Source organism: Streptomyces sp. NPDC002537 (assembly GCF_053594975.1).
Map to the genome: position 1 here is coordinate 42,596 of NZ_JBSFWT010000029.1, position 17,809 is coordinate 60,404.

Here is a 17,809-nt window from a genome sequence, read left to right on the forward strand (position 1 = left end):
CGTGAAGCGGCATGATTCACAGCGACCACCAGGAGGACCCATGCCCCATTCCATCGACGAGTCATTCCTCGCGCTGCCGTTGCGCCCGCTCGCCGACGCCGCGCTCGCCCGCGCCCGCGCGCTGGGCGCCGAGCACGCGGACTTCCGGTTCGAGCGGGTGCGCAGCGCCTCCTGGCGATTGCGGGACGCCCGGCCCGCGGGCTCATCGGACGCCACCGACCAGGGTTACGCGGTGCGCGTGGTGCACGGCGGGAGCTGGGGCTTCGCCGCGGGCGTGGAGCTGACGATGGACGCGGCGGCGCGGGTGGCCGGGCAGGCCGTCGCGATGGCGAAGCTGTCGGCGAAGGTGATCGCGGCGGCGGGGTCGGACGAGAGGGTGGAGCTGGCCGCCGAGCCGGTGCACGCCGACCGCACCTGGGTCTCCTCGTACGAGGTCAACCCCTTCGACGTGCCCGACGCGGAGAAGACCGCGCTGCTCGCGGAGTGGAGCGGCCGGCTGCTGACCGCGGACGGGGTGTCGCACACCGACGCCACCCTGACGACCGTGCAGGAGAACAAGTTCTACGCCGACTCGGCGGGCACCACGACCACCCAGCAGCGCGTCCGCGTGCACCCGCAGCTGACGGCGACGGCGGTGGACCCGGCGACCGGCGGCTTCGAAACCATGCGCACCCTCGCGTCGCCGGCCGGCCGCGGCTGGGAGTACCTGACAGGCACCGGCTGGGACTGGGACGCCGAACTGGCGGAGATGCCCGGCCTGTTGGCGGAGAAGATGCGCGCGCCGAGCGTCGAGGCGGGCGCGTACGACCTGGTGGTCGACCCGACCAACCTGTGGCTGACGATCCACGAGTCGATCGGCCACGCCACCGAGCTGGACCGGGCGCTCGGCTACGAGGCGGCGTACGCGGGCACGTCGTTCGCGACCTTCGACCAGCTGGGCAGCCTCCGCTACGGCTCGAAGATCATGAACGTGACGGGCGACCGGACCGCCGAACACGGCCTGGCCACCATCGGCTACGACGACGAGGGCGTGGCCGCCCAGTCCTGGGACCTCGTCAAGGACGGCGTCCTCGCGGGCTACCAGCTCGACCGGCGCACCGCGCGCCTCAAGGGCTTCGAGCGGTCCAACGGCTGCGCGTTCGCTGACTCCCCCGCGCACGTGCCCGTGCAGCGGATGGCGAACGTGTCGCTCCGTCCCGCGCCCGACGGGCCGTCGACGGAAGAGCTGATCTCGGGCGTCGACAACGGCATCTACGTCGTGGGCGACCGCTCGTGGTCGATCGACATGCAGCGCTACAACTTCCAGTTCACACAGCAGAGGGCATACGCGATCCGGAACGGGCGCCTTTGCGGGCAGCTCCGGGATGTTGCCTATCAGGGAAGTACCCCTGAGTTCTGGGGCTCCATGGAGCGGGTCGGAGGACCTCAGACCTATGTCCTAGGAGGGGCTTTCAACTGCGGGAAGGCCCAGCCAGCACAGATCGCCGCCGTGTCTCACGGGTGCCCGTCGGCACTGTTTCGGAATGTGAATATCCTGAACACTTCCACCGAGGCGGGCAGCTCCTGACGGGGCAGCCGCTCGGGTCCCGAAGTCTGCACCAGGTCGACACGCTGTCACAGCGAACCGCCTAGGCCACGTCGTCCCAGTCCTCGACGTCCCCTTCAGCCGGGGTCAGCTGAGGCGGGGCGATGAGCCCCTTGAAGGGTTCCAGCTTCAACCCCAAGCGGTTGTGGATGGTTCGGGCGCCTCGGTCCATCGCCCTGCGCACGAGGTGCCCGTAGACCAGCTCCGTCGTCCTGGTGGTGCGGTGCCCCCCTGCCGCGACCTCGAGGAGCGGGATGTCGGCACGCCCTCTGGTCGGCCTCCCATTCCAGGATCGTTGTCGGCGTGATGCCGCCGATGGGCTTGCTCCCGAAGAACGGCCTGTAGTGGTTGTCGTAGACGCTCTGAATAGTTCCTCTTCGAGGGTTCCCGCCTCCACCCACTCATTCCAGACCTGCTCGAACGTCTTCTGTCCCGCCTTGGGGTTGATGTACGTCCCCAGGTCCTTGTCCCGCTCGACCTTGACCGCAAAGGCTTCTGCGTCTTCGAGCTTCTTGAAGGACACCTGTCGTGGCTTGCCCGCCCTGCCCCCGGGTTCGCGGTACGTCATGGCCTTGATGAAGCGGCATCAGGAAGACCATCGCGAACCAGAAGGCCGAGATTGAGGAGCTCCGCCGTCAGGTCACTGCCCTCACCCTTGCCGGTACCGTCCTCGTCCAAGGACGGGACACGTCAACAGAACCCGCCCCGGCTCCTAGCAATGTCGTACCCCTCCACCCACCGAGCGCCTGAGATCCGAGAGGACGACCTTGGCCCCTGCCTCTGGGGCAGGCCCGCTCCGCATGCTGTTGCGCATGAGTGCGCATGAGGGGGTCGGCGACAGCGCATCGCACGGACCCTCGATGGGATCCAGCCACCGTGGTGGCCCAGCGGACGAGGCGGATGTCCCGGCCATATCATCTTCAGTTACGTAAGCAACGGGGACCGGCAGACTCATCAACGCTACGAGCTCGAGCTGGTTGACATACAAGGGGGGTGCCGTGACGACGCCAGGTGAGATTCTGGCAGCAGCGAGTGGTGCTGTTGCGGGAACGATGGGTACTGACCTTTACGGTTACGCGCGCCAGCGTGTCGTGGTTCTTTGGCGACGACGCAGGGGCGAGGGCGTCGATGGCGAGGCCGAAGTGTTGGCTCGGCTTGACACGTTGGAACAGGCGGTGGCGGCCATCGAACCTGAACAGCGGGCTGCCATGGCCGGAGCCGTGCAGGTGCCCGTGCGAGAGATCCTCGCTTCCTGTGTTGGTGAGGATCAGCCGGAGGCGCTCCAGGAACTCATCGACGCCCTCAAGGCACAGGGCGCTAAAGCCCCCGTTGTCTCGCAGCAGACCGTGACGGGAAACTTTGCCTTCGGCAACATCAACACTGCAGGTCGGGACAACAATCTTGGAGGCGCTCGCTGATGTCGTCGCCGACCCAGACCCCGGCCGGCCCCACGCCCGGGCAGAACGTGACGGGCAACTCTGCTGGACGGGACCTGCTCGTTGCAGGCCGGGACAACAACATCACGAACTACCTGACCGGCTTGCGGCATCTTCGGCCTCGCCCGGTCGCCCCGGACAAGCTGATGCCGGCGAACCGCTTCGTGAGCCCGGGCGATAATTTCGACAAAGCCGCGCAAGCCATCCGACTGCACTTCGGAGGCACGGCCAACGTCCACATCGTGGTCTTGCTCGCAGCTGAGGAGCACGGCTGTAGGTCCGCCGGGCTCCGGCTTCTTGCGGCCTCGAGCGTTGCGACCGATCGGATCTCCGAACTGCTTCCTGACTGGGACGAACCGGATGTGGCATGCCTGCCTGAGGAGCACGACGCGGGCTATCTCCTCAACCTGCGTGGTGTCACACAGCCACTTCCCGAGACCTTCCTCAGCGACCTCGCGACCTATGCGTCTACCCTGCGCAAAGCAGGTAGTTTCATGGTCATTATCGCAACAAAGACTTCCTGGGCCCAGGCCCGAGCTGGTGGGCCCCGACCTGAGATTCTCGTGGTGGAGCTCGAGCGCCCTGGGCCCACAGCCGTCGTAAAGAAGTACCTGGAAAGTGACCAGGGGACGCACGACCGCTCCGGGTGGATCGACGACGAGGAGAGCGTGTTCCACGGTCTCCTGCCGCATGATTGTGCCCCTGGTGAGGCAGTTCGGCTCGCGTCGATCATCGAGAGGGCCAAGAGCAGCAGGGATAAGGAAGCTCTCGACGAGTACCACGGCTGGGAAACTCACTTGAGTGACTGGTTCGCTGGCGGCCGGGAAGGGGTGGAGACCAGAGCTGTCCGTATCGCGGGCGCGTTTCTGAACACGGCACCCGCTGAGGTCGTACTGAACAGCGCTGACCTCCTGCTTGCCGCACCGAAGATCAACCTGCCCAGGCCCGAGGGCGGGCTCCTTGCGATACCGGACGCGCCGAAGCGACTCGAACCGGCAGGAATGTCCTTCGATACGGCCACGGGCGCCGCTTCTCTTGTCCACGAATCTCAAGGGCCGGCAATCCTGCGGTACCTCTGGACGAAGCACAGGCAACTGGCTGAGGAAGTGCTGTCACAGTGGCTTCGGGACATTAGCCAGGGCCCGGCCAAGGACCACCTCGACGCGCTTGCCGCAGCACTGACACAGCTCGCGGGAACCGTCGGCGTCACTCCGATCTTCGATCTGGCAGAAGGATGGCTTCGCGACGGAGGAAAGCAGCAACAGGAACTGGTTGGTGACCTCCTGTCCGAACTTGCTGTACATCCTGCCCTTGGAAGCCAGGTACGAGCCGAACTGGCCACGTGGGCAGGTGGGAAGTCGTCGCCAGCACGCCAGTGTGCTGTCGCCCGAGCTTGTTCAGGGGCCTTCGGGAGCGCCTATCCCAGCCAGGCATTGACCCGGGCACGCTACATCCTTAACTCGCCAGGTACTGACGAGGCACGGAAGGCGGCCATAAATGCCGTGCGTGCGTTGGCGGTTGACGACAGCCTCGCACCTCTTGTGGCCGACACCGTAGCCACCTGGATCATGAACGCCGGAAAGCGGATCGGAACAGACCGGGAGGTCTTCTTCGACGTCTTCAGCGTTCCGTCGGCCGCAGACCAGTTGGAGAATTCACCACTTGTGGTGGCGCTCACGAAGCCTGGAGAAGCGGGTGAAGCGATACGGCGGCGCGTGTTCGAAGCCTGGCAGCATGTTTTCCAACACGGCGATGACCCTGTTCATGCTCAAAAAACTCTGCTGAGCTGGCGAGAGGGCGCGGAAACCGACCGTCTACCGCAGGGGCCGGTGGTCGATCTCATCATCAGGCTTGGCGGTTCCCTGGGGATCTCTGGCCCCTTCATCAAGGCCATTGTCAAGGCGAAGGGGCCTCTGCAGGACGCTCTGATTGACGCGCTCTTCAGCGATTTCCTCCAGGACGTCGAGCCGGAGCACGATCCCCTTTCCGTGACATCTGGAGCCGAACCGGCAGAACAGCGCCCTCAGGACCCAACTGAGGTGGATACCGCAGCACAATGATCAGGATTCGCGATTGGCTGAAGGAGCGGCGAATTGCTGATCGCCGCTCCTTCTCCGCATCCCTGGAAAGCAAGGATCACGGGCTGCACTATCGTGCCATCATTCGTTACCGATGGCGGCTAAACCTGGACTCTCCTGCTCCTCGCCCCCTTTCCCCGGACGCGCTGGCCCGGCACCTCCTCAGAGAAGAGTTGGAGAGTGTGGCCCGCACGTATCCTCTGCTGCAACCTGCCGCCGCAGAGGACGCCATGAACTCCGTGCTCAGCCAGGAACTTTGGGATCATGAGAAGCGGCTCCGGGTGGAAGGGCGCGTACGAATTCGCGTCTCCAAGCCGACAAGAGGGGCGGCACTGCAGCGAACCAAAGGGGAAATGGCCCTACGATCAGCACACGCGCGAGAGACAGTTGAGCTTGATCTACTACTCGAACGTCTCACAGATCCGGCGCTCGGTCCTGTCTGGTGGGTCAGCCGGTATGCCGATCTTCAGTTTGCGGCCGGCGACCCAAAGGAGAAGGTCAAGTCTGTTCTCTGTGCCTTCAAGCAGCTTCAGGAAACGCTCCACACCGCGAAGATCGATCAGACCGCGAACGAGAAGCTCCTAGTCCGCCGAAAGATCGAGGAAGTGTTCAGCGTCGTTGAAGACGAGGAGTCTCTGTCGCTCGCGCTTCAGGTCATGAACCGAACCCTGGACCATCTGGGGGTGAATGGCAGTGGACAGAGCGCCCAGGACGGACCGTCATCAGCATGACCGGTCAGTCGGCCCTCTGCGCGAGGAGTTGGGAGTGATGCCAAGGAAGAATCCGGTCCGGGGCATCCACTTCCTCTTGGCGTCACGCATGGCGCGGTGCACGTGTCTGTGGACACTGAACAACCCCGAACCCACCTACTCGGTAGCACTGCGGTGGGAGGCCGCCTGGATCCACGAGCGTGCATGTATGCGGCCGGGGCGGCGGGGGCGGGTGTGATTGGCACCGGCGCGGAAGCTGATGCCGTGCCGGTCGCCCATGGCCCAGCCGTTGCCCTCTCCTCAGCGGCTAGCTGTTGTGTGCGGTCCGGCCCATGGCTCCGTGTCACAAGATCACGTCACCATGGGCCGGACCACTGGCAGCGGCAGGAGCAGGTAACCGCCGCCGCCTCCCTCCGGCACGTTTGACGGCGAGCGCCCGCAGCACGGTGCATCGGATACCGCGCTGCGAACGTTCCGTGCCGAGGGAGCTGAAGGGACGTCGCCGTCTTTCCTGTACGACGACCGCGCCCCCGTCCGTCGAGGCTCATCGGAGCCTGCCCGAGCCACCGTCAGCGCGCTTACCGGCGTGAACTCCGCCAAGTGCGCTGAACCCTGGTCACGGCGTCCGCGTCCACCCTCACCGAAGGGCCGTCCTTGAACGCCATCACGACTTCCCTGCGCCCGTGGGAGAGGTGAAGCACGCGGGCATCCTTCACCTCCCGCTGCTCACCACCGATGAGCACCGTGTCTCCGCGCCGGACCATGTACGCCAGCAAGCGCATCACGCCCACCCTTCACGCGGTGCCGTCAGCACGGCCCAGACCGACTTGCCGACACCGTTCCGTTCGCTCACGCCCCAGCAGTCCGACAGACCGGCCACCAAGACGAGACCCCGGCCGCCCTCCGCGCTCTGGTCACAGAGCCGGGGCCGCCTGCCGTCCGCGTCGTCAACCTGGATGCGTACGCCGTTGGGCTGAGGAAGAAACCGCGTCTCGATCTCCCGCCCCGGCGGCACTCGTGCGTGTACGACGGCGTTCGTCAGCAGCTCGGAGAGCACCACGAGCGCCGCGTCCTCGACCGCCGTCAGTCCCCAGTCCGCCAGGGCTTTGCTCAACGCACCCCGCGCGCGCCTGACGGACATCGGGCGTGGCGACCAACGGCGCACCACTGCCTGCCCGTTCGTAGCAACAACTGTCTGCTCCATGCCTCAAAGCGTCGCGGCTGCACAACCGCCGCAGTAAGGTCCATCGGGATACCCACAGTGGGTAGCATCACCCCACGGCAGCACCGCAGAGACGATCAGTGCAGGTCACTCGACACGGAGCGCCCGCATGCCTCAGCCTTCGCAACAGGCGGGATTGCCCGCTCACTTGTTGTCCAGCCCGGCCATGGTCGCGGCCTGCCGTGAGCGCGACTTCGCGCAGATCTTCAAGCTCGCCAATCGCGCCGGGTTCAACAACGCACGTATCTCGCGCCTCGTGGACATCACACAGAGTCGCGTGGGGGAAGTGATCTCCAGAGCGCGCCAGCTCAGGGACATGAACGTCATCGAGAGGGTTGCCGACGGCCTGCGCATCCCGGGCCACATGCTCGGACTGGCCCGTCGGGACTGGGAGTCAGCCCCTTCTCCTGCCCCCTGGCGCGGGGCCGCGAGCGCACCTCTGAGCACCCCTGCCGATCCGGTCGTCGCGCTCCCCGGAGCGGACCTGGACAGCATCCTTGCCGTGGCCGCCGGTCCCAAGCTCAGCCCGTCCACGGTCCGCGCGCTCCACTCGTCCATCGAGGACTACTGGCGGCGCGACGACGAGCACGGCGGTGAGACGCTCCGCCCCGCCGTCGTAGGGCAACTGCGCTACGTCGTGGAGCTGATCAAGGAAGCCGGTGAAGGGGAGTACCGGCGCAACCTCTACGGTGTCGCGGCGGAGCTGGCACGGCTCACCGGCTGGACCTACTTCGACGCCCGGCAGTACAGCCAGGCCCGCACCTACTTCGCCGAGGCGCTGCAACTGGCCAAGGCAGTCGACGATCGCCCCTTCATGGCCAACGTCCTTTCATGCATGAGCCTGCAAGCGACCTACGAAGACCGCCCGGCCGACGCCATCGCGCTCTCGACCGCGGCCCAGGACTGCGCCCGCTGGCACGGCGGCACGCCGCGCGTCATGTCGATGCTGTCCCTGCGGGAAGCATTCGCCCACGCGTCCATGAACAACCGCTCGGCCACCCACGCCGCGATCAAGGATGCGCACAGCCACTTCGAGCGGATCTCCGACACGGACGACGATCCGTCGTGGGTCACGTACTTCGATGAGCCCAAGCTGATCGTGGACACCGGTATCGCCCACGGTCGACTCGGGGAAGCCGATGCCGCCGAGCCGCTCGTAGCCGACGCCCTCCGGCGCGGGCACTCGGGCAACCACCGGGGCCGCGCCTTCCACTCGTTCTGGCTGGCGAGCATCCAGCTTCAACGCGGCAACCTCGACCAGGCATGCCACACGGCGAGCGGCGCACTGGAGATCGCTTCCGCTGTCGAATCCGAGCGCGTCACAGGGCATCTCCGGGAGTTCCACCAGCGGCTTGCGCCTCACTGGAGGGAGCCCGCAGTCAGGGCGTTCGAGACGCGGATGCGGGTCGCCCTCCGGTGAGAGACGGTCAGCGAATCGATTCGTCCATCAGCAGGTAGAGCAGACCGACGAGCGAGCCGCTGCTGACGATCTCGCGCCGGTCGATCATGCCGCGCACCTGATCCAAGGGGATCCACTCGATCCGGTCGGACTCGTTCTTCTCCGTCGGCGGCCCGATGTGCGTGGCGCCGTCCGCCCGGAACACGTAGTGCTGCGAGTCCGTGATCCCGTTCGCGGGCTCGGCATAGATCAGCGGCTTGATCGGCCCCGGCCGCCAGCCGGTCTCTTCCTCGACCTCACGAGCGGCAGCCTGCTCGGGAGTCTCCCCCTCCTCGATCAGCCCCATGGGCAGCTCCCACGCCCACGTGTCCGTGATGAACCGATGCCGCCACATCATCAGCACTTCACGCCGGTCGTTGACCACGGCCGCTACGGCCAGGTGCCGAAGCCGCACCACGTGATGCTCCCAGCGCCGCCCGTCCGGCTGCTCGACATCGACAAGGCACAGGTTCACCCAGGAATTTGTGTAGATCTGTCGCTCACCGTGGGTCTTCCACTGCATGCGTGTTGCCCCTCTCTCGCCGTCAACGCCCAGCATTCCAGAGGCAGGAGCAAGGGTGGAGGGAGTGCGATCAACATCGCTGAGGGACGACGAAGGCGCGGCAGCGGCAGAGCTGGGGGCCGCTGTCTGAAGTCGCTTACGGCCTCGATAAGGGCTCGGCCAGCACGACCACTGATCAGTAGGCTGTGCCTCCGGGTCGGCACGAAGTCGTCACCAGACCCCGTACAGTCCAGTTTCAACCAGTATGAACAGGGATCGAGGGCAGACCGTGAAACACCGCCTGACCTGCATAGGCGCCCCTCAAGGCGGTATGCCCCCTGCTCCCCCGGTGAACTTCCAGTTCACGGGACAGCGCTTCTTCAGGATCCGGCACGGGCGGCTGGCCGGGCAGTTGCGCGATGTCGCCTACCAGGCGACGACCACGGACTTCTGGGGCTCGATGGCGGCGGTGGGCGGCCCGCAGACGTACGTCCTGGGCGGCGCCCTCAACTGCGGCAAGGCCCAGCCGGCCCAGCTCGCCGCGGTCTCCCACGGCTGCCCCTCCGCCCTCTTCACGGGCGTCAACATTCTCAACGCGACGCAGGAGGCGGCTCAGTGAGCGCGCAGCACGGAACCGGCCGGGGGTCCGGGGGGCGTCCCCCGGGCAAGCACAGTCTGAACGCGACGCAGGAGGCGGGTCAGTGAGCCCTCGTAGCAGGAACAAGCCGCACGAGATCGTCGAGCGCGCGCTGGAGCTGTCGCGGGCCGACGGCTGTGTCGTGATCGCGAGCGAGGACTCCACCGCCAATCTGCGCTGGGCGGGCAACGCGCTCACCACCAACGGGGTGACCCGCGGCCGTACGGTCACGGTGATCGCGACCGTCGACGGCGCCGAGGGCACCGCCTCCGGGGTCGTCTCCCGTTCGGCCGTCACCGCGGACGAGCTGGAGCCGCTGGTGCGGGCCGCGGAGGCCGCCGCCCGGGAGGCGGGCCCCGCCGAGGACGCCCAGCCGCTGGTGACGGGCGTCCCGCACTCCCCCGGCTTCACCGACGCGCCCGCCGAGACCTCCCCGGCCGTCTTCGACGGCTTCGCGCCCGCGCTGGGCGAGTCCTTCGCCCGCGCCCGCGCCGAGGGCCGCGAGCTGTACGGCTTCGCCCTGCACCGGGTCGACTCCCACTACATGGGCAGCTCCGCCGGGCTGCGGCTCCGTCACGACCAGCCCACCGGCACCCTGGAGCTCAACGCCAAGTCCCCGGACCGTACGCGTTCCGCGTGGGTGGGCCGCACCACCCGGGACTTCACGGACGTGGATCCGGCGGCGCTCGACGCCGAGCTCGCCCGGCGGCTCGACTGGGCCCGTACCCGGATCGAGCTGCCCGCCGGGCGGTACGAGACGCTGCTCCCGCCGACCGCCGTCGCCGACCTGCTGGTCTACCAGCAGTGGCACGCCACCGCCCGGGACGCCGCCGAGGGCCGCACGGTCTTCGCCAAGCCCGGCGGGGGCACCCGTATCGGCGAGAAGCTGTCCGGACTGCCGCTGTCGCTGCGCAGCGACCCGGCGTACCCGGGCCTGGAGTGCGCGCCGTTCGTGCTCACGACGGCCTCCGGCGACGACGCGTCGGCCTTCGACAACGGGCTGCCGCTCGGCGCCACGGAGTGGATCCGCGACGGCGTGCTGGAGCACCTGGTCACGACCCGGCACAGCGCCGGGCTGACGGGCCTGCCGGTCGTCCCGGCGGTCGACAACCTCATCCTGGACGCGGGCGGCGGCCGTTCCCTGGACGAGATGGTCGCCGACACCGAGCGCGGTCTGCTGCTGACCTGCCTGTGGTACATCCGCGAGGTCGACCCGGCGTCGCTGCTGCTCACCGGGCTGACCCGGGACGGCGTCTATCTCGTCGAGAAGGGCGAGGTCGTCGGCGAGGTCAACAACTTCCGCTTCAACGAGTCGCCGGTCTCCGTGCTCTCCCGGGCGACCGAGGCGGGCCGTACCGAGCAGACGCTGCCGCGCGAGTGGGGCGACTACTTCAGCCGGACGGCGATGCCCGCGCTGCGCGTACCGGACTTCAACATGAGTTCGGTCAGCCAAGGGGTGTGACGGCGCGGGCGGGGGTGTGACAGCCAGGGCGCGCGACCGGGCCGAATAGACTGGGCCGCGTCCGTCCACCCCCTCCCTCGTCTCCCCTTTCCCTCCATCCCCTCGATCACCAGGAACGTCATGACACGCCTCGGCGAATCCGTCGCCCGCGCCAGCGAGCTCCTCGCGCAGGACCTCTCCTCCGACCAGACCGTCCAGCGGCTGCTCACGGAGACGGGCTCGCGGCGCTATCTCGACCTGACGGATCTGTCGGCGCGGGAGCAGGCCGAACTGATCGCCGCCCGTACGGTCGAGGTGCTCCCGGGCGTGGACAGGCTCGCCGCCCGCATCGACGAGCGCCGCGCCGGGGGCAAGGGGCTGCGCATCAAGCTGGGCATCGACCCGACCGGCACCGATGTGCACCTCGGGCACGCCGTGCCGGTGATCATCCTCAGCCGCTTCCAGCGGATGGGCCACGACGTCACACTGCTGATCGGCGACTTCACCGCCAAGATCGGCGACCCGACGGGCCGTACGGCGGAGCGCCCGCCGCTGACCGACGAGGACATCGCGCGGAACCTGGCGGGCTACCGCGACCAGGTCCGGCCGTTCTTCGACTTCGAGAAGGTCAGCTTCCGGCAGAACAGCGAGTGGCTGGCGCCGTACACCTTCCCGGAGCTGCTGGCCCTGCTGGCGCATGTGCCGGTCTCGCAGCTGCTGCAGCGCGAGGACTTCCGCAGCCGGCTCGCCTCGGGCTCGGGCCTGACGATGACGGAGATGCTCTACCCGATCGCGCAGGGCCTGGACTCCGTGGCCCTGGAGTGCGACGTGGAGCTGGGCGGCGCCGACCAGCTGCTCAACCTGCAGATGGGCCGCAAGCTGATGGAGCTGAAGGGCCAGCAGCCGCAGCTCGTCGTCACCATGCCGCTGATCGAGGGCACGGACGGCACGGGCGCGAAGATGTCCAAGTCCAAGAACAACTACGTCGCGCTGAGCGCGCCCGCCGACGATGTCTTCGGCAAGATCATGTCGGTGCCGGACCGGCTGATGGAGCCGTACCTCAAGGCGTGGACCGAGTGGACCGACGCGGAGATCGCGGTCGCCCTGGCCCGGGTCGAGGAGCGTTCGCTGCACCCGATGGACCTCAAGAAGGTCCTCGCGGGTGAGGTCGTGGCCGCGCTGTACGGGGTCGAGGCGGCCATGGCGGCGCGTGCCGGGTTCGTCGCCCAGTTCTCCAGGAAGAGCTTCACGGACGTCGAGAGCCTGCCCGTGGTGGAGCTGGCGGAGCACGGCTCCGAGGCCGCCACGGCCGTGCTGAGCCAGGTGCTGGGCTTCCAGCCGAGCGCCTCCGCGGCGCGGCGGGTGGCCAAGCAGAACGGTCTGCGGCTGATCGTCGAGCACGGTGAGGGCCAGGAGGCCGTCGTGCTTCCCGAGGCCGACGCGATCCGCCCGCTGGGCGAGGTGGTCGCGGAGACCCTGGCCAAGATGGCGGCGGCGGGGATCACCGACCCGTCGGGGCTGTACCTCAAGGCCGGCCGGAAGATCGCCGAGGTCCGCGGGGCCTAGGCGCTCCGCTGGTAAGTGCGGTCATTCGGCTGCGGGCCACCGGTGGCTGGTCGCGCCCACGCGGCGGAGCCGCAGATCAGCGCTTCCCCGCGCCCCTTCGGGGCGCGGTACCGCACCGGGCTTCCACAAGCCTGGTCAGGCGCCGCCCCGGATGCCGGGCGGGCCGCGTCGGCGGTCCGCCCGGCATCCGTCCGTTCCGGGGGCTACGCGCGGGTCTGTTTACCGCCCCGCACCGCCGCCCAGAGGCGGCTGCCCACGCCGACCACGAGGACCGCGCCCGCCAGTTGGAGCAGGTGCCGTCCCCAGTCGATCCCCTTGGTCTCGGCGATGCCGAGCCCCATGGCCGCCCAGTTGCCGAGAGCGCTGCCGATCATGCCGAAGATGACCGTCAGCCAGAGTGGGATCTGCTGCTTGCCCGGGAGGATCGCCTTGGCGATCAGGCCCAGCACCAGTCCGACGATGATGGCCCACAACCAGCTCATGTCGCCTCCTCATGCGGCGCGATATGGCGTGTCCCGCCATTCTCGGGCCGCTCGCGGTACGGCGCATTTCGGACCGGGCCCTACGCCGTGTGCGGGAGAGAGATGCAGGTCGGAGCGCCGGTGTCCGGGTGCCCCCGGTCTCGTACCCGTGCCGGGGGCGGCGTAACGTTGAATACGTCCTGGACGAATGGCGCGTCGTCGCGGCAAGCAGGTGGTGGAACGTGATGCGGAAGCTGGGCGGGCCGGAGGTCATCAGGATCACCGGGGCCCGTCGGGGTCTGGCCGAGGATGTGCGCGGCCGCCAGCGCCGGTATGTCCTCTCGATGCTCGTCCGCACCCTCTCGGTGGTGCTGACCGTGGTGCTGTGGAACGTCGAGCGCTATGTGGCCATCGGCACGCTGGTCCTGGGAGCGCTGCTCCCCTACGTCGCCGTGGTGATCGCCAACGCGGGCCGGGAGAACGCGCCTTCGCTGCCCGGTACGTTCGTGCCCGCGCCGACCCGCCCGGTGCTGATGCCCGGCCCGGCGGCGGACGTGGCGGAATCCGCGGCGGAAGCGGGCCGCGACGGTGAACGGCGGGCTTCCGGCGATCACGCGCGTGACCACAACTGATGTACGGGCACGGGCGCGCGCGGCGGCGTACGCGCCGCCAAGCTCAAGAAAACCTCAGATCAATCATGTGGTTTCAGTGCCGCGCGCCGGTCACCCCGTGACATACTTCCTAAGCGCTCCGCATCCCCCGTCGGAGCGACAGACCGACGCCGGGCGGCTCCCCCCGTGGCTGCCCGGCGTCGCCGTGTCCGGGGGTCGTAGAGTCGGGGTGTGAACTCCCCTGATACCTCTGATACCGCAGTGATCTGTTCCGCCAAGGGCTGCCGCAGCGCCGCCGTGTGGGTGCTGGCGTGGAACAACCCGAAGCTGCACACGCCCGAGCGGCGCAAGACGTGGCTCGCCTGCGACGAGCACCGCGAGCACCTGTCCAACTTCCTTGATCTGCGCGGGTTCCTCAAGGACGTGGTGTCCCTGGCGGAGTGGGAGGCGTCGGCCCGCCCGTAGGCCGGGCCGTCAGCCGCCTATCGCCGACATGGGGCGCTGCGGCTGCAGGAACGCAGGGTCGCCCAGGCCGGAGCCCGCCTTCTTGGCCCATGTCGCACGGCGCCAGAAGTCGGCGAGCTCCGCGTCGGAGGCGCCCGCGCGCAGCACTCCCCGCAGGTCCGACTCCTCGCGCGCGAAGAGGCAGGTGCGGATCTGGCCGTCCGCGGTGATCCGGGTGCGGTCGCAGGCGGCGCAGAAGGGGCGGGTGACGGAGGCGATCACTCCGACGCGGGCGGGGCCGTCGTCGACGGTCCACCGCTCGGCGGGCGCGGAGCCTCGTCCGGCGTCCTCCTCGGGGGTGAGGCGGAAGCGGGTGCGGAGGCTCGCGAGGATGCCCTCCGCGGTGATCATCCCGTCCCGTTTCCAGCCGTGCTGGGCGTCAAGGGGCATCTGCTCGATGAAGCGCAGCTCATAGCCGTTCGCGACGGCCCACTCCAGGAGGTCGGGTGCCTCGTCGTCGTTGAGGCCGGGCATCAGGACGGCGTTGACCTTGACGGGGGTGAGGCCCGCGGCCCGCGCGGCGGCGAGGCCGTCCAGCACGTCCTGGTGGCGCTTGCGGCGGGTCAGGGTGTGGAAGACCTCGGGGCGCAGGGTGTCGAGGGAGACGTTGACGCGGTCCAGCCCGGCGGCCGCGAGGGCCCCGGCGGTGCGCGCCAGGCCGATGCCGTTGGTGGTGAGGGAGAGCCGGGGGCGCGGCCGGAGGGCGGCGCAGCGCTCGACGATGCCGACGAGGCCGGGGCGCAGCAGGGGTTCCCCGCCGGTGAAACGGACGTCGGTGACGCCGAGTTCGGTGACGGCCGTGCGGACCAGGCGGACGATCTCGTCGTCGGTGAGGAGGTCGGGCTTGGCGAGCCACTGGAGGCCCTCTTCGGGCATGCAGTAGGTGCAGCGGAGGTTGCACCGGTCGGTGAGGGAGACGCGCAGGTCGGTGGCGGCGCGACCGTAGGTGTCGATGAGCACGGTGCGGGCCCCTCCTGCGGACTGGAACGGTGGTTCGTTCGGTGTTCCGCAGCGTACGCGATGCCTCTGACGTTCAACAGTTCGTTGAGTTCGCGGGAGGCCGGGGGAGGTCGCGTACGGTCCCGGTGGGGACGAGGGGCCCGGTGGGCGGGGTCGGTCAGTGGGCGCCGTAGCCGGTGAGGGCGCGGACCTCCAGTTCGGCGTACTTCTCGGCGTCCGGCTGCTCGCGGGTCAGCAGCGAGCCCAGCCAGCCGAGCACGAAGCCGAGCGGGATGGAGACGATGCCGGGGTTGCCGAGCGGGAAGTAGTCGAAGCTCATGCCGGGGAAGAGTGCCTTGGGGTTGCCGGAGACGACCGGGGAGATGATCACCAGGGTGACGGAGGAGATCAGCCCGCCGTAGATCGACCACAGCGCGCCCTGGGTGGTGAAGCGCTTCCAGAAGAGGCTGTAGAGGATCGTGGGGAGGTTGGCGGAGGCGGCGACGGCGAAGGCCAGGGCCACCAGGGCGGCCGCGTTGAGGCGGTGGGCGAAGATGCCGAGGACGATGGAGATCGCGCCGATGACGACGGCGGCGTACTTGGCGGTGAGGATCTCCTCCTTCTCGGTCGTCCGGCCCTTGCGGATGACGTTGGCCCACAGGTCGTGGGCGAAGGACGCGGAGGAGGCAAGGGTGAGGCCGGCGACCACCGCGAGGATGGTCGCGAAGGCGACGGCGGAGATGACGGCGAGGAGGACCGCGCCGCCGGTGGACCCGGCGCCGCCGCCGACCTCCTGGGCGAGCAGCGGGGCCGCGGTGTTGCCGGACTCGTTGGAGGCGATGATCTCCTTCGGCCCGACCAGGGCGGCGGCGCCGAAGCCGAGCGCGATGGTCATCAGGTAGAAGGCGCCGATGATGCCGATCGCCCAGTTGACCGACTTCCGGGCGGCCTTGGCGGTGGGCACGGTGTAGAAGCGGATGAGGATGTGCGGCAGTCCCGCGGTGCCGAGGACGAGGGCGAGTCCGAGCGAGATGAAGTTCAGCTTGGAGGTGCCGTCCTTGCCGTACTGGAGGCCGGGTTCGAGGAATGCCTTGCCCTTGCCGCTGGCGTCGGCGGCGCGGCCGAGGAGCGTGGAGACGTTCCAGCCGACCTTGTTGAGCACGAGGACGGTGATCAGCAGGGTGCCCGCGATGAGCAGTACGGCCTTGACGATCTGCACCCAGGTGGTGCCCTTCATGCCGCCGATGGTGACGTAGAGGACCATCACCAGGCCGACGAGGCCGATGATCCAGCGGCGCGAGCCCTCGCCGCTGGCGCCGAGGAGGAGGGCGACGAGCGCGCCCGCGCCGACCATCTGGGCGAGCAGGTAGAAGATCGAGACGACGATGGTGGAGGTGCCCGCGGCGGTGCGCACGGGCCGCTGCCTGAGCCGGTGGGCGAGCACGTCGGCCATGGTGAAACGGCCGGAGTTGCGCAGGGGTTCGGCGACGAGGAGCAGGGCGACGAGCCAGGCGACGAGGAAGCCGATGGAGTAGAGGAAGCCGTCGTAGCCGAAGAGCGCGATGGCTCCGGCGATGCCGAGGAACGACGCCGCGGACATGTAGTCACCGGAGATGGCCAGGCCGTTCTGGAAGCCGGTGAAGGAACGGCCGCCCGCATAGAAGTCGGTGGCGTCCTTGGTCTGCCGGCCCGCCCAGACGGTGATGCCGAGGGTCGCGGCGACGAAGACCGAGAAGAGCGTGATGATCAGGGTGCGGTGGTCGCTCGCCGCGCCGGCCGCGAGGGTGTGGGTCATTCCCCGGCCTCCAGACGGGTGCGGAGGGCCTCGGACTTGGGGTCGAGCCGGGTCACGGCGTGCCGGGAGTACCACCAGGCGATCAGGAAGGTGGTGAGGAACTGGGCGAGGCCGAAGACGAAGGCGACGTTGACGTTGCCGACGACGGTGGTGCCCATGAAGCCGCCCGCGTAGTTGGAGAGCAGGACGTAGAGCAGGTACCAGGCGATGAAGGCGAGGGTGAGCGGGAAGGCGAAGGAGCGCTGGGCGGTGCGCAGTTCACCGAATTCGGCACTGGCCTGCATCTCGGTGAAGCGGTCGGGCTCCGCGGGGGTCGCGGTGAGGTCGGCGCTGCCGGGCTCGTCCGGTCCCTGAGCGGTGGTTGGTGCGGTATCCACGGTCTCTCCTGACGGGGGTACGGGGCGCGAGTCCGTTGACCTGTGATTCGGATCACGCATCGTAGAGGCAGGTCGCAGTATGCGACAGGGGGGCTGCCGACGAATTCGGCGCGAGCCGGGGCGCGGGGCGACACCGGCCGCCCGCGGTGTCGTTGACCCTGGTGTGAGCGATGCGCCGCCTCTTCCCCCGCCGTCCCCCGGTCGACGACCGTTCGGGATCGTCAGGTTGACGGTGCCCATAGCAGCGGTGTCCACCGGGCGGCCCGCCGCGGTCCCGGGGGCGGGCCGCTGGTACGGGCCGCGGGTGCCGCTGCCTCCGCTGAGCATCGACGGGTTGCGCGACCCGAGCCTCCCGCCGCCTCCCTGACGCGGCGTCACATATCGCCGGAGTGTGGCCGCATCCGGTCTTTCGTCCGGGAATTCATTGCCCGGCACCGAGCAGGGGAGCTAGCTTCACTCGTCATGTACCCGCCGTGCGCGGCAGGCGCGCCCGGAGGTATTCGGACG

16 protein-coding genes and 1 pseudogene are annotated in these 17,809 nt (G+C 68.6%); 10 read left to right on the top strand and 7 right to left on the bottom strand.

Going from position 1 to position 17,809, the window contains the following annotated elements; genetic code table 11:
• Positions 1-40: 40 nt before the first annotated feature.
• Entirely contained in the window at positions 41-1,567 is a 1,527-nt protein-coding gene (locus ACWD4A_RS15775; RefSeq protein WP_451194124.1) for a TldD/PmbA family protein, read from the top strand.
• A gap of 61 nt (positions 1,568-1,628) precedes the next feature.
• Here ACWD4A_RS15775 and ACWD4A_RS15780 read toward each other — a convergent pair whose 3' ends face one another.
• Complete coding sequence (locus ACWD4A_RS15780; protein ID WP_451194126.1) at positions 1,629-2,153, bottom strand: hypothetical protein; 525 nt, start codon at positions 2,151-2,153, stop codon at positions 1,629-1,631.
• 430 nt (positions 2,154-2,583) lie between these two features.
• Between ACWD4A_RS15780 and ACWD4A_RS15785 the strand changes: the two genes are divergently transcribed.
• From ACWD4A_RS15785 to ACWD4A_RS15795, 3 genes are read left to right on the top strand one after another with little or no spacing between them, the layout of a single operon-like run.
• On the top strand, positions 2,584-3,003 hold the full coding sequence (locus tag ACWD4A_RS15785) for a hypothetical protein (protein WP_451194128.1): 420 nt from the start codon (positions 2,584-2,586) through the stop codon (positions 3,001-3,003).
• A complete protein-coding gene (locus ACWD4A_RS15790) occupies positions 3,003-5,081 on the top strand; it encodes a hypothetical protein (protein ID WP_451194130.1) in 2,079 nt (692 codons plus the stop codon). Before ACWD4A_RS15785 ends, ACWD4A_RS15790 begins: the two co-directional genes overlap by 1 nt.
• Entirely contained in the window at positions 5,078-5,830 is a 753-nt protein-coding gene (locus tag ACWD4A_RS15795; protein ID WP_451194131.1) for a hypothetical protein, read from the top strand. Before ACWD4A_RS15790 ends, ACWD4A_RS15795 begins: the two co-directional genes overlap by 4 nt.
• Before the next feature lie 760 nt (positions 5,831-6,590).
• On the opposite strand, the gene ACWD4A_RS15800 is transcribed toward ACWD4A_RS15795, so the two are convergent.
• The gene (locus tag ACWD4A_RS15800) at positions 6,591-7,013 is read right to left on the bottom strand and encodes an ATP-binding protein (protein ID WP_451194133.1); all 423 of its coding nucleotides are present in this window, start codon (positions 7,011-7,013) and stop codon (positions 6,591-6,593) included.
• A gap of 127 nt (positions 7,014-7,140) precedes the next feature.
• On the opposite strand from ACWD4A_RS15800, the gene ACWD4A_RS15805 reads away from it, so the two are divergent.
• Positions 7,141-8,451, top strand: coding sequence for a hypothetical protein (locus tag ACWD4A_RS15805; RefSeq protein ID WP_451194135.1), 1,311 nt, complete (start codon positions 7,141-7,143; stop codon positions 8,449-8,451).
• Between the two features lie 7 nt (positions 8,452-8,458).
• Here the strand turns inward: ACWD4A_RS15805 and ACWD4A_RS15810 are convergent, their stop codons facing one another.
• Positions 8,459-8,992: an NUDIX hydrolase gene (locus tag ACWD4A_RS15810; protein ID WP_451194136.1), complete on the bottom strand. Its 534-nt coding sequence runs from the start codon at positions 8,990-8,992 to the stop codon at positions 8,459-8,461.
• 331 nt (positions 8,993-9,323) lie between these two features.
• Here ACWD4A_RS15810 and ACWD4A_RS15815 point away from each other — a divergent pair.
• The 3 genes and pseudogenes from ACWD4A_RS15815 to tyrS all read left to right on the top strand — a co-directional run.
• Positions 9,324-9,590 (top strand): annotated as a pseudogene (locus ACWD4A_RS15815) (TldD/PmbA family protein); the annotation flags it as partial.
• A gap of 82 nt (positions 9,591-9,672) precedes the next feature.
• Positions 9,673-11,070 carry a metallopeptidase TldD-related protein gene (locus tag ACWD4A_RS15820; RefSeq protein ID WP_451194138.1) on the top strand — a complete coding sequence of 466 codons (1,398 nt, stop codon included), beginning with the start codon at positions 9,673-9,675 and terminating at the stop codon, positions 11,068-11,070.
• Positions 11,071-11,190: 120 nt separating this feature from the next.
• Positions 11,191-12,615, top strand: a complete 1,425-nt coding sequence (gene tyrS / locus ACWD4A_RS15825; protein ID WP_451194140.1) for a tyrosine--tRNA ligase — start codon at positions 11,191-11,193, stop codon at positions 12,613-12,615.
• Between the two features lie 203 nt (positions 12,616-12,818).
• On the opposite strand, the gene ACWD4A_RS15830 is transcribed toward tyrS, so the two are convergent.
• Entirely contained in the window at positions 12,819-13,097 is a 279-nt protein-coding gene (locus tag ACWD4A_RS15830; protein ID WP_451194141.1) for a GlsB/YeaQ/YmgE family stress response membrane protein, read from the bottom strand.
• A gap of 224 nt (positions 13,098-13,321) precedes the next feature.
• Here ACWD4A_RS15830 and ACWD4A_RS15835 point away from each other — a divergent pair, with 224 nt between their 5' ends.
• Both ACWD4A_RS15835 and ACWD4A_RS15840 read left to right on the top strand, forming a co-directional pair.
• Entirely contained in the window at positions 13,322-13,708 is a 387-nt protein-coding gene (locus ACWD4A_RS15835; RefSeq protein ID WP_451194185.1) for a DUF3099 domain-containing protein, read from the top strand.
• A 210-nt stretch (positions 13,709-13,918) separates the two neighbouring features.
• A complete protein-coding gene (locus ACWD4A_RS15840) occupies positions 13,919-14,152 on the top strand; it encodes a hypothetical protein (protein WP_451194143.1) in 234 nt (77 codons plus the stop codon).
• Between the two features lie 9 nt (positions 14,153-14,161).
• On the opposite strand, the gene moaA is transcribed toward ACWD4A_RS15840, so the two are convergent.
• The 3 genes from moaA to ACWD4A_RS15855 all read right to left on the bottom strand — a co-directional run bounded on the left by moaA (position 14,162) and on the right by ACWD4A_RS15855 (position 17,302).
• Positions 14,162-15,151 carry a GTP 3',8-cyclase MoaA gene (gene moaA, locus ACWD4A_RS15845; protein ID WP_451194145.1) on the bottom strand — a complete coding sequence of 330 codons (990 nt, stop codon included), beginning with the start codon at positions 15,149-15,151 and terminating at the stop codon, positions 14,162-14,164.
• A 157-nt stretch (positions 15,152-15,308) separates the two neighbouring features.
• Entirely contained in the window at positions 15,309-16,925 is a 1,617-nt protein-coding gene (locus tag ACWD4A_RS15850; protein ID WP_451194147.1) for a solute symporter family protein, read from the bottom strand.
• On the bottom strand, positions 16,922-17,302 hold the full coding sequence (locus ACWD4A_RS15855; RefSeq protein ID WP_451194148.1) for a DUF485 domain-containing protein: 381 nt from the start codon (positions 17,300-17,302) through the stop codon (positions 16,922-16,924). The genes ACWD4A_RS15850 and ACWD4A_RS15855 overlap by 4 nt, the downstream gene beginning before the upstream one ends.
• Between the last annotated feature and the right edge of the window lie 507 nt (positions 17,303-17,809).

Coding starts and splice junctions, on each gene's coding strand:
- ACWD4A_RS15775 (WP_451194124.1), top strand. CDS start 41: ATGCCCCATTCCATCGACGAGTCATTCCTCGCGCTGCCGTTGCGCCCG.
- ACWD4A_RS15780 (WP_451194126.1), bottom strand. CDS start 2,153: ATGACGTACCGCGAACCCGGGGGCAGGGCGGGCAAGCCACGACAGGTG.
- ACWD4A_RS15790 (WP_451194130.1), top strand. CDS start 3,003: ATGTCGTCGCCGACCCAGACCCCGGCCGGCCCCACGCCCGGGCAGAAC.
- ACWD4A_RS15795 (WP_451194131.1), top strand. CDS start 5,078: ATGATCAGGATTCGCGATTGGCTGAAGGAGCGGCGAATTGCTGATCGC.
- ACWD4A_RS15800 (WP_451194133.1), bottom strand. CDS start 7,013: ATGGAGCAGACAGTTGTTGCTACGAACGGGCAGGCAGTGGTGCGCCGT.
- ACWD4A_RS15805 (WP_451194135.1), top strand. CDS start 7,141: ATGCCTCAGCCTTCGCAACAGGCGGGATTGCCCGCTCACTTGTTGTCC.
- ACWD4A_RS15810 (WP_451194136.1), bottom strand. CDS start 8,992: ATGCAGTGGAAGACCCACGGTGAGCGACAGATCTACACAAATTCCTGG.
- tyrS (WP_451194140.1), top strand. CDS start 11,191: ATGACACGCCTCGGCGAATCCGTCGCCCGCGCCAGCGAGCTCCTCGCG.
- ACWD4A_RS15830 (WP_451194141.1), bottom strand. CDS start 13,097: ATGAGCTGGTTGTGGGCCATCATCGTCGGACTGGTGCTGGGCCTGATC.
- ACWD4A_RS15835 (WP_451194185.1), top strand. CDS start 13,322: ATGCGGAAGCTGGGCGGGCCGGAGGTCATCAGGATCACCGGGGCCCGT.
- ACWD4A_RS15850 (WP_451194147.1), bottom strand. CDS start 16,925: ATGACCCACACCCTCGCGGCCGGCGCGGCGAGCGACCACCGCACCCTG.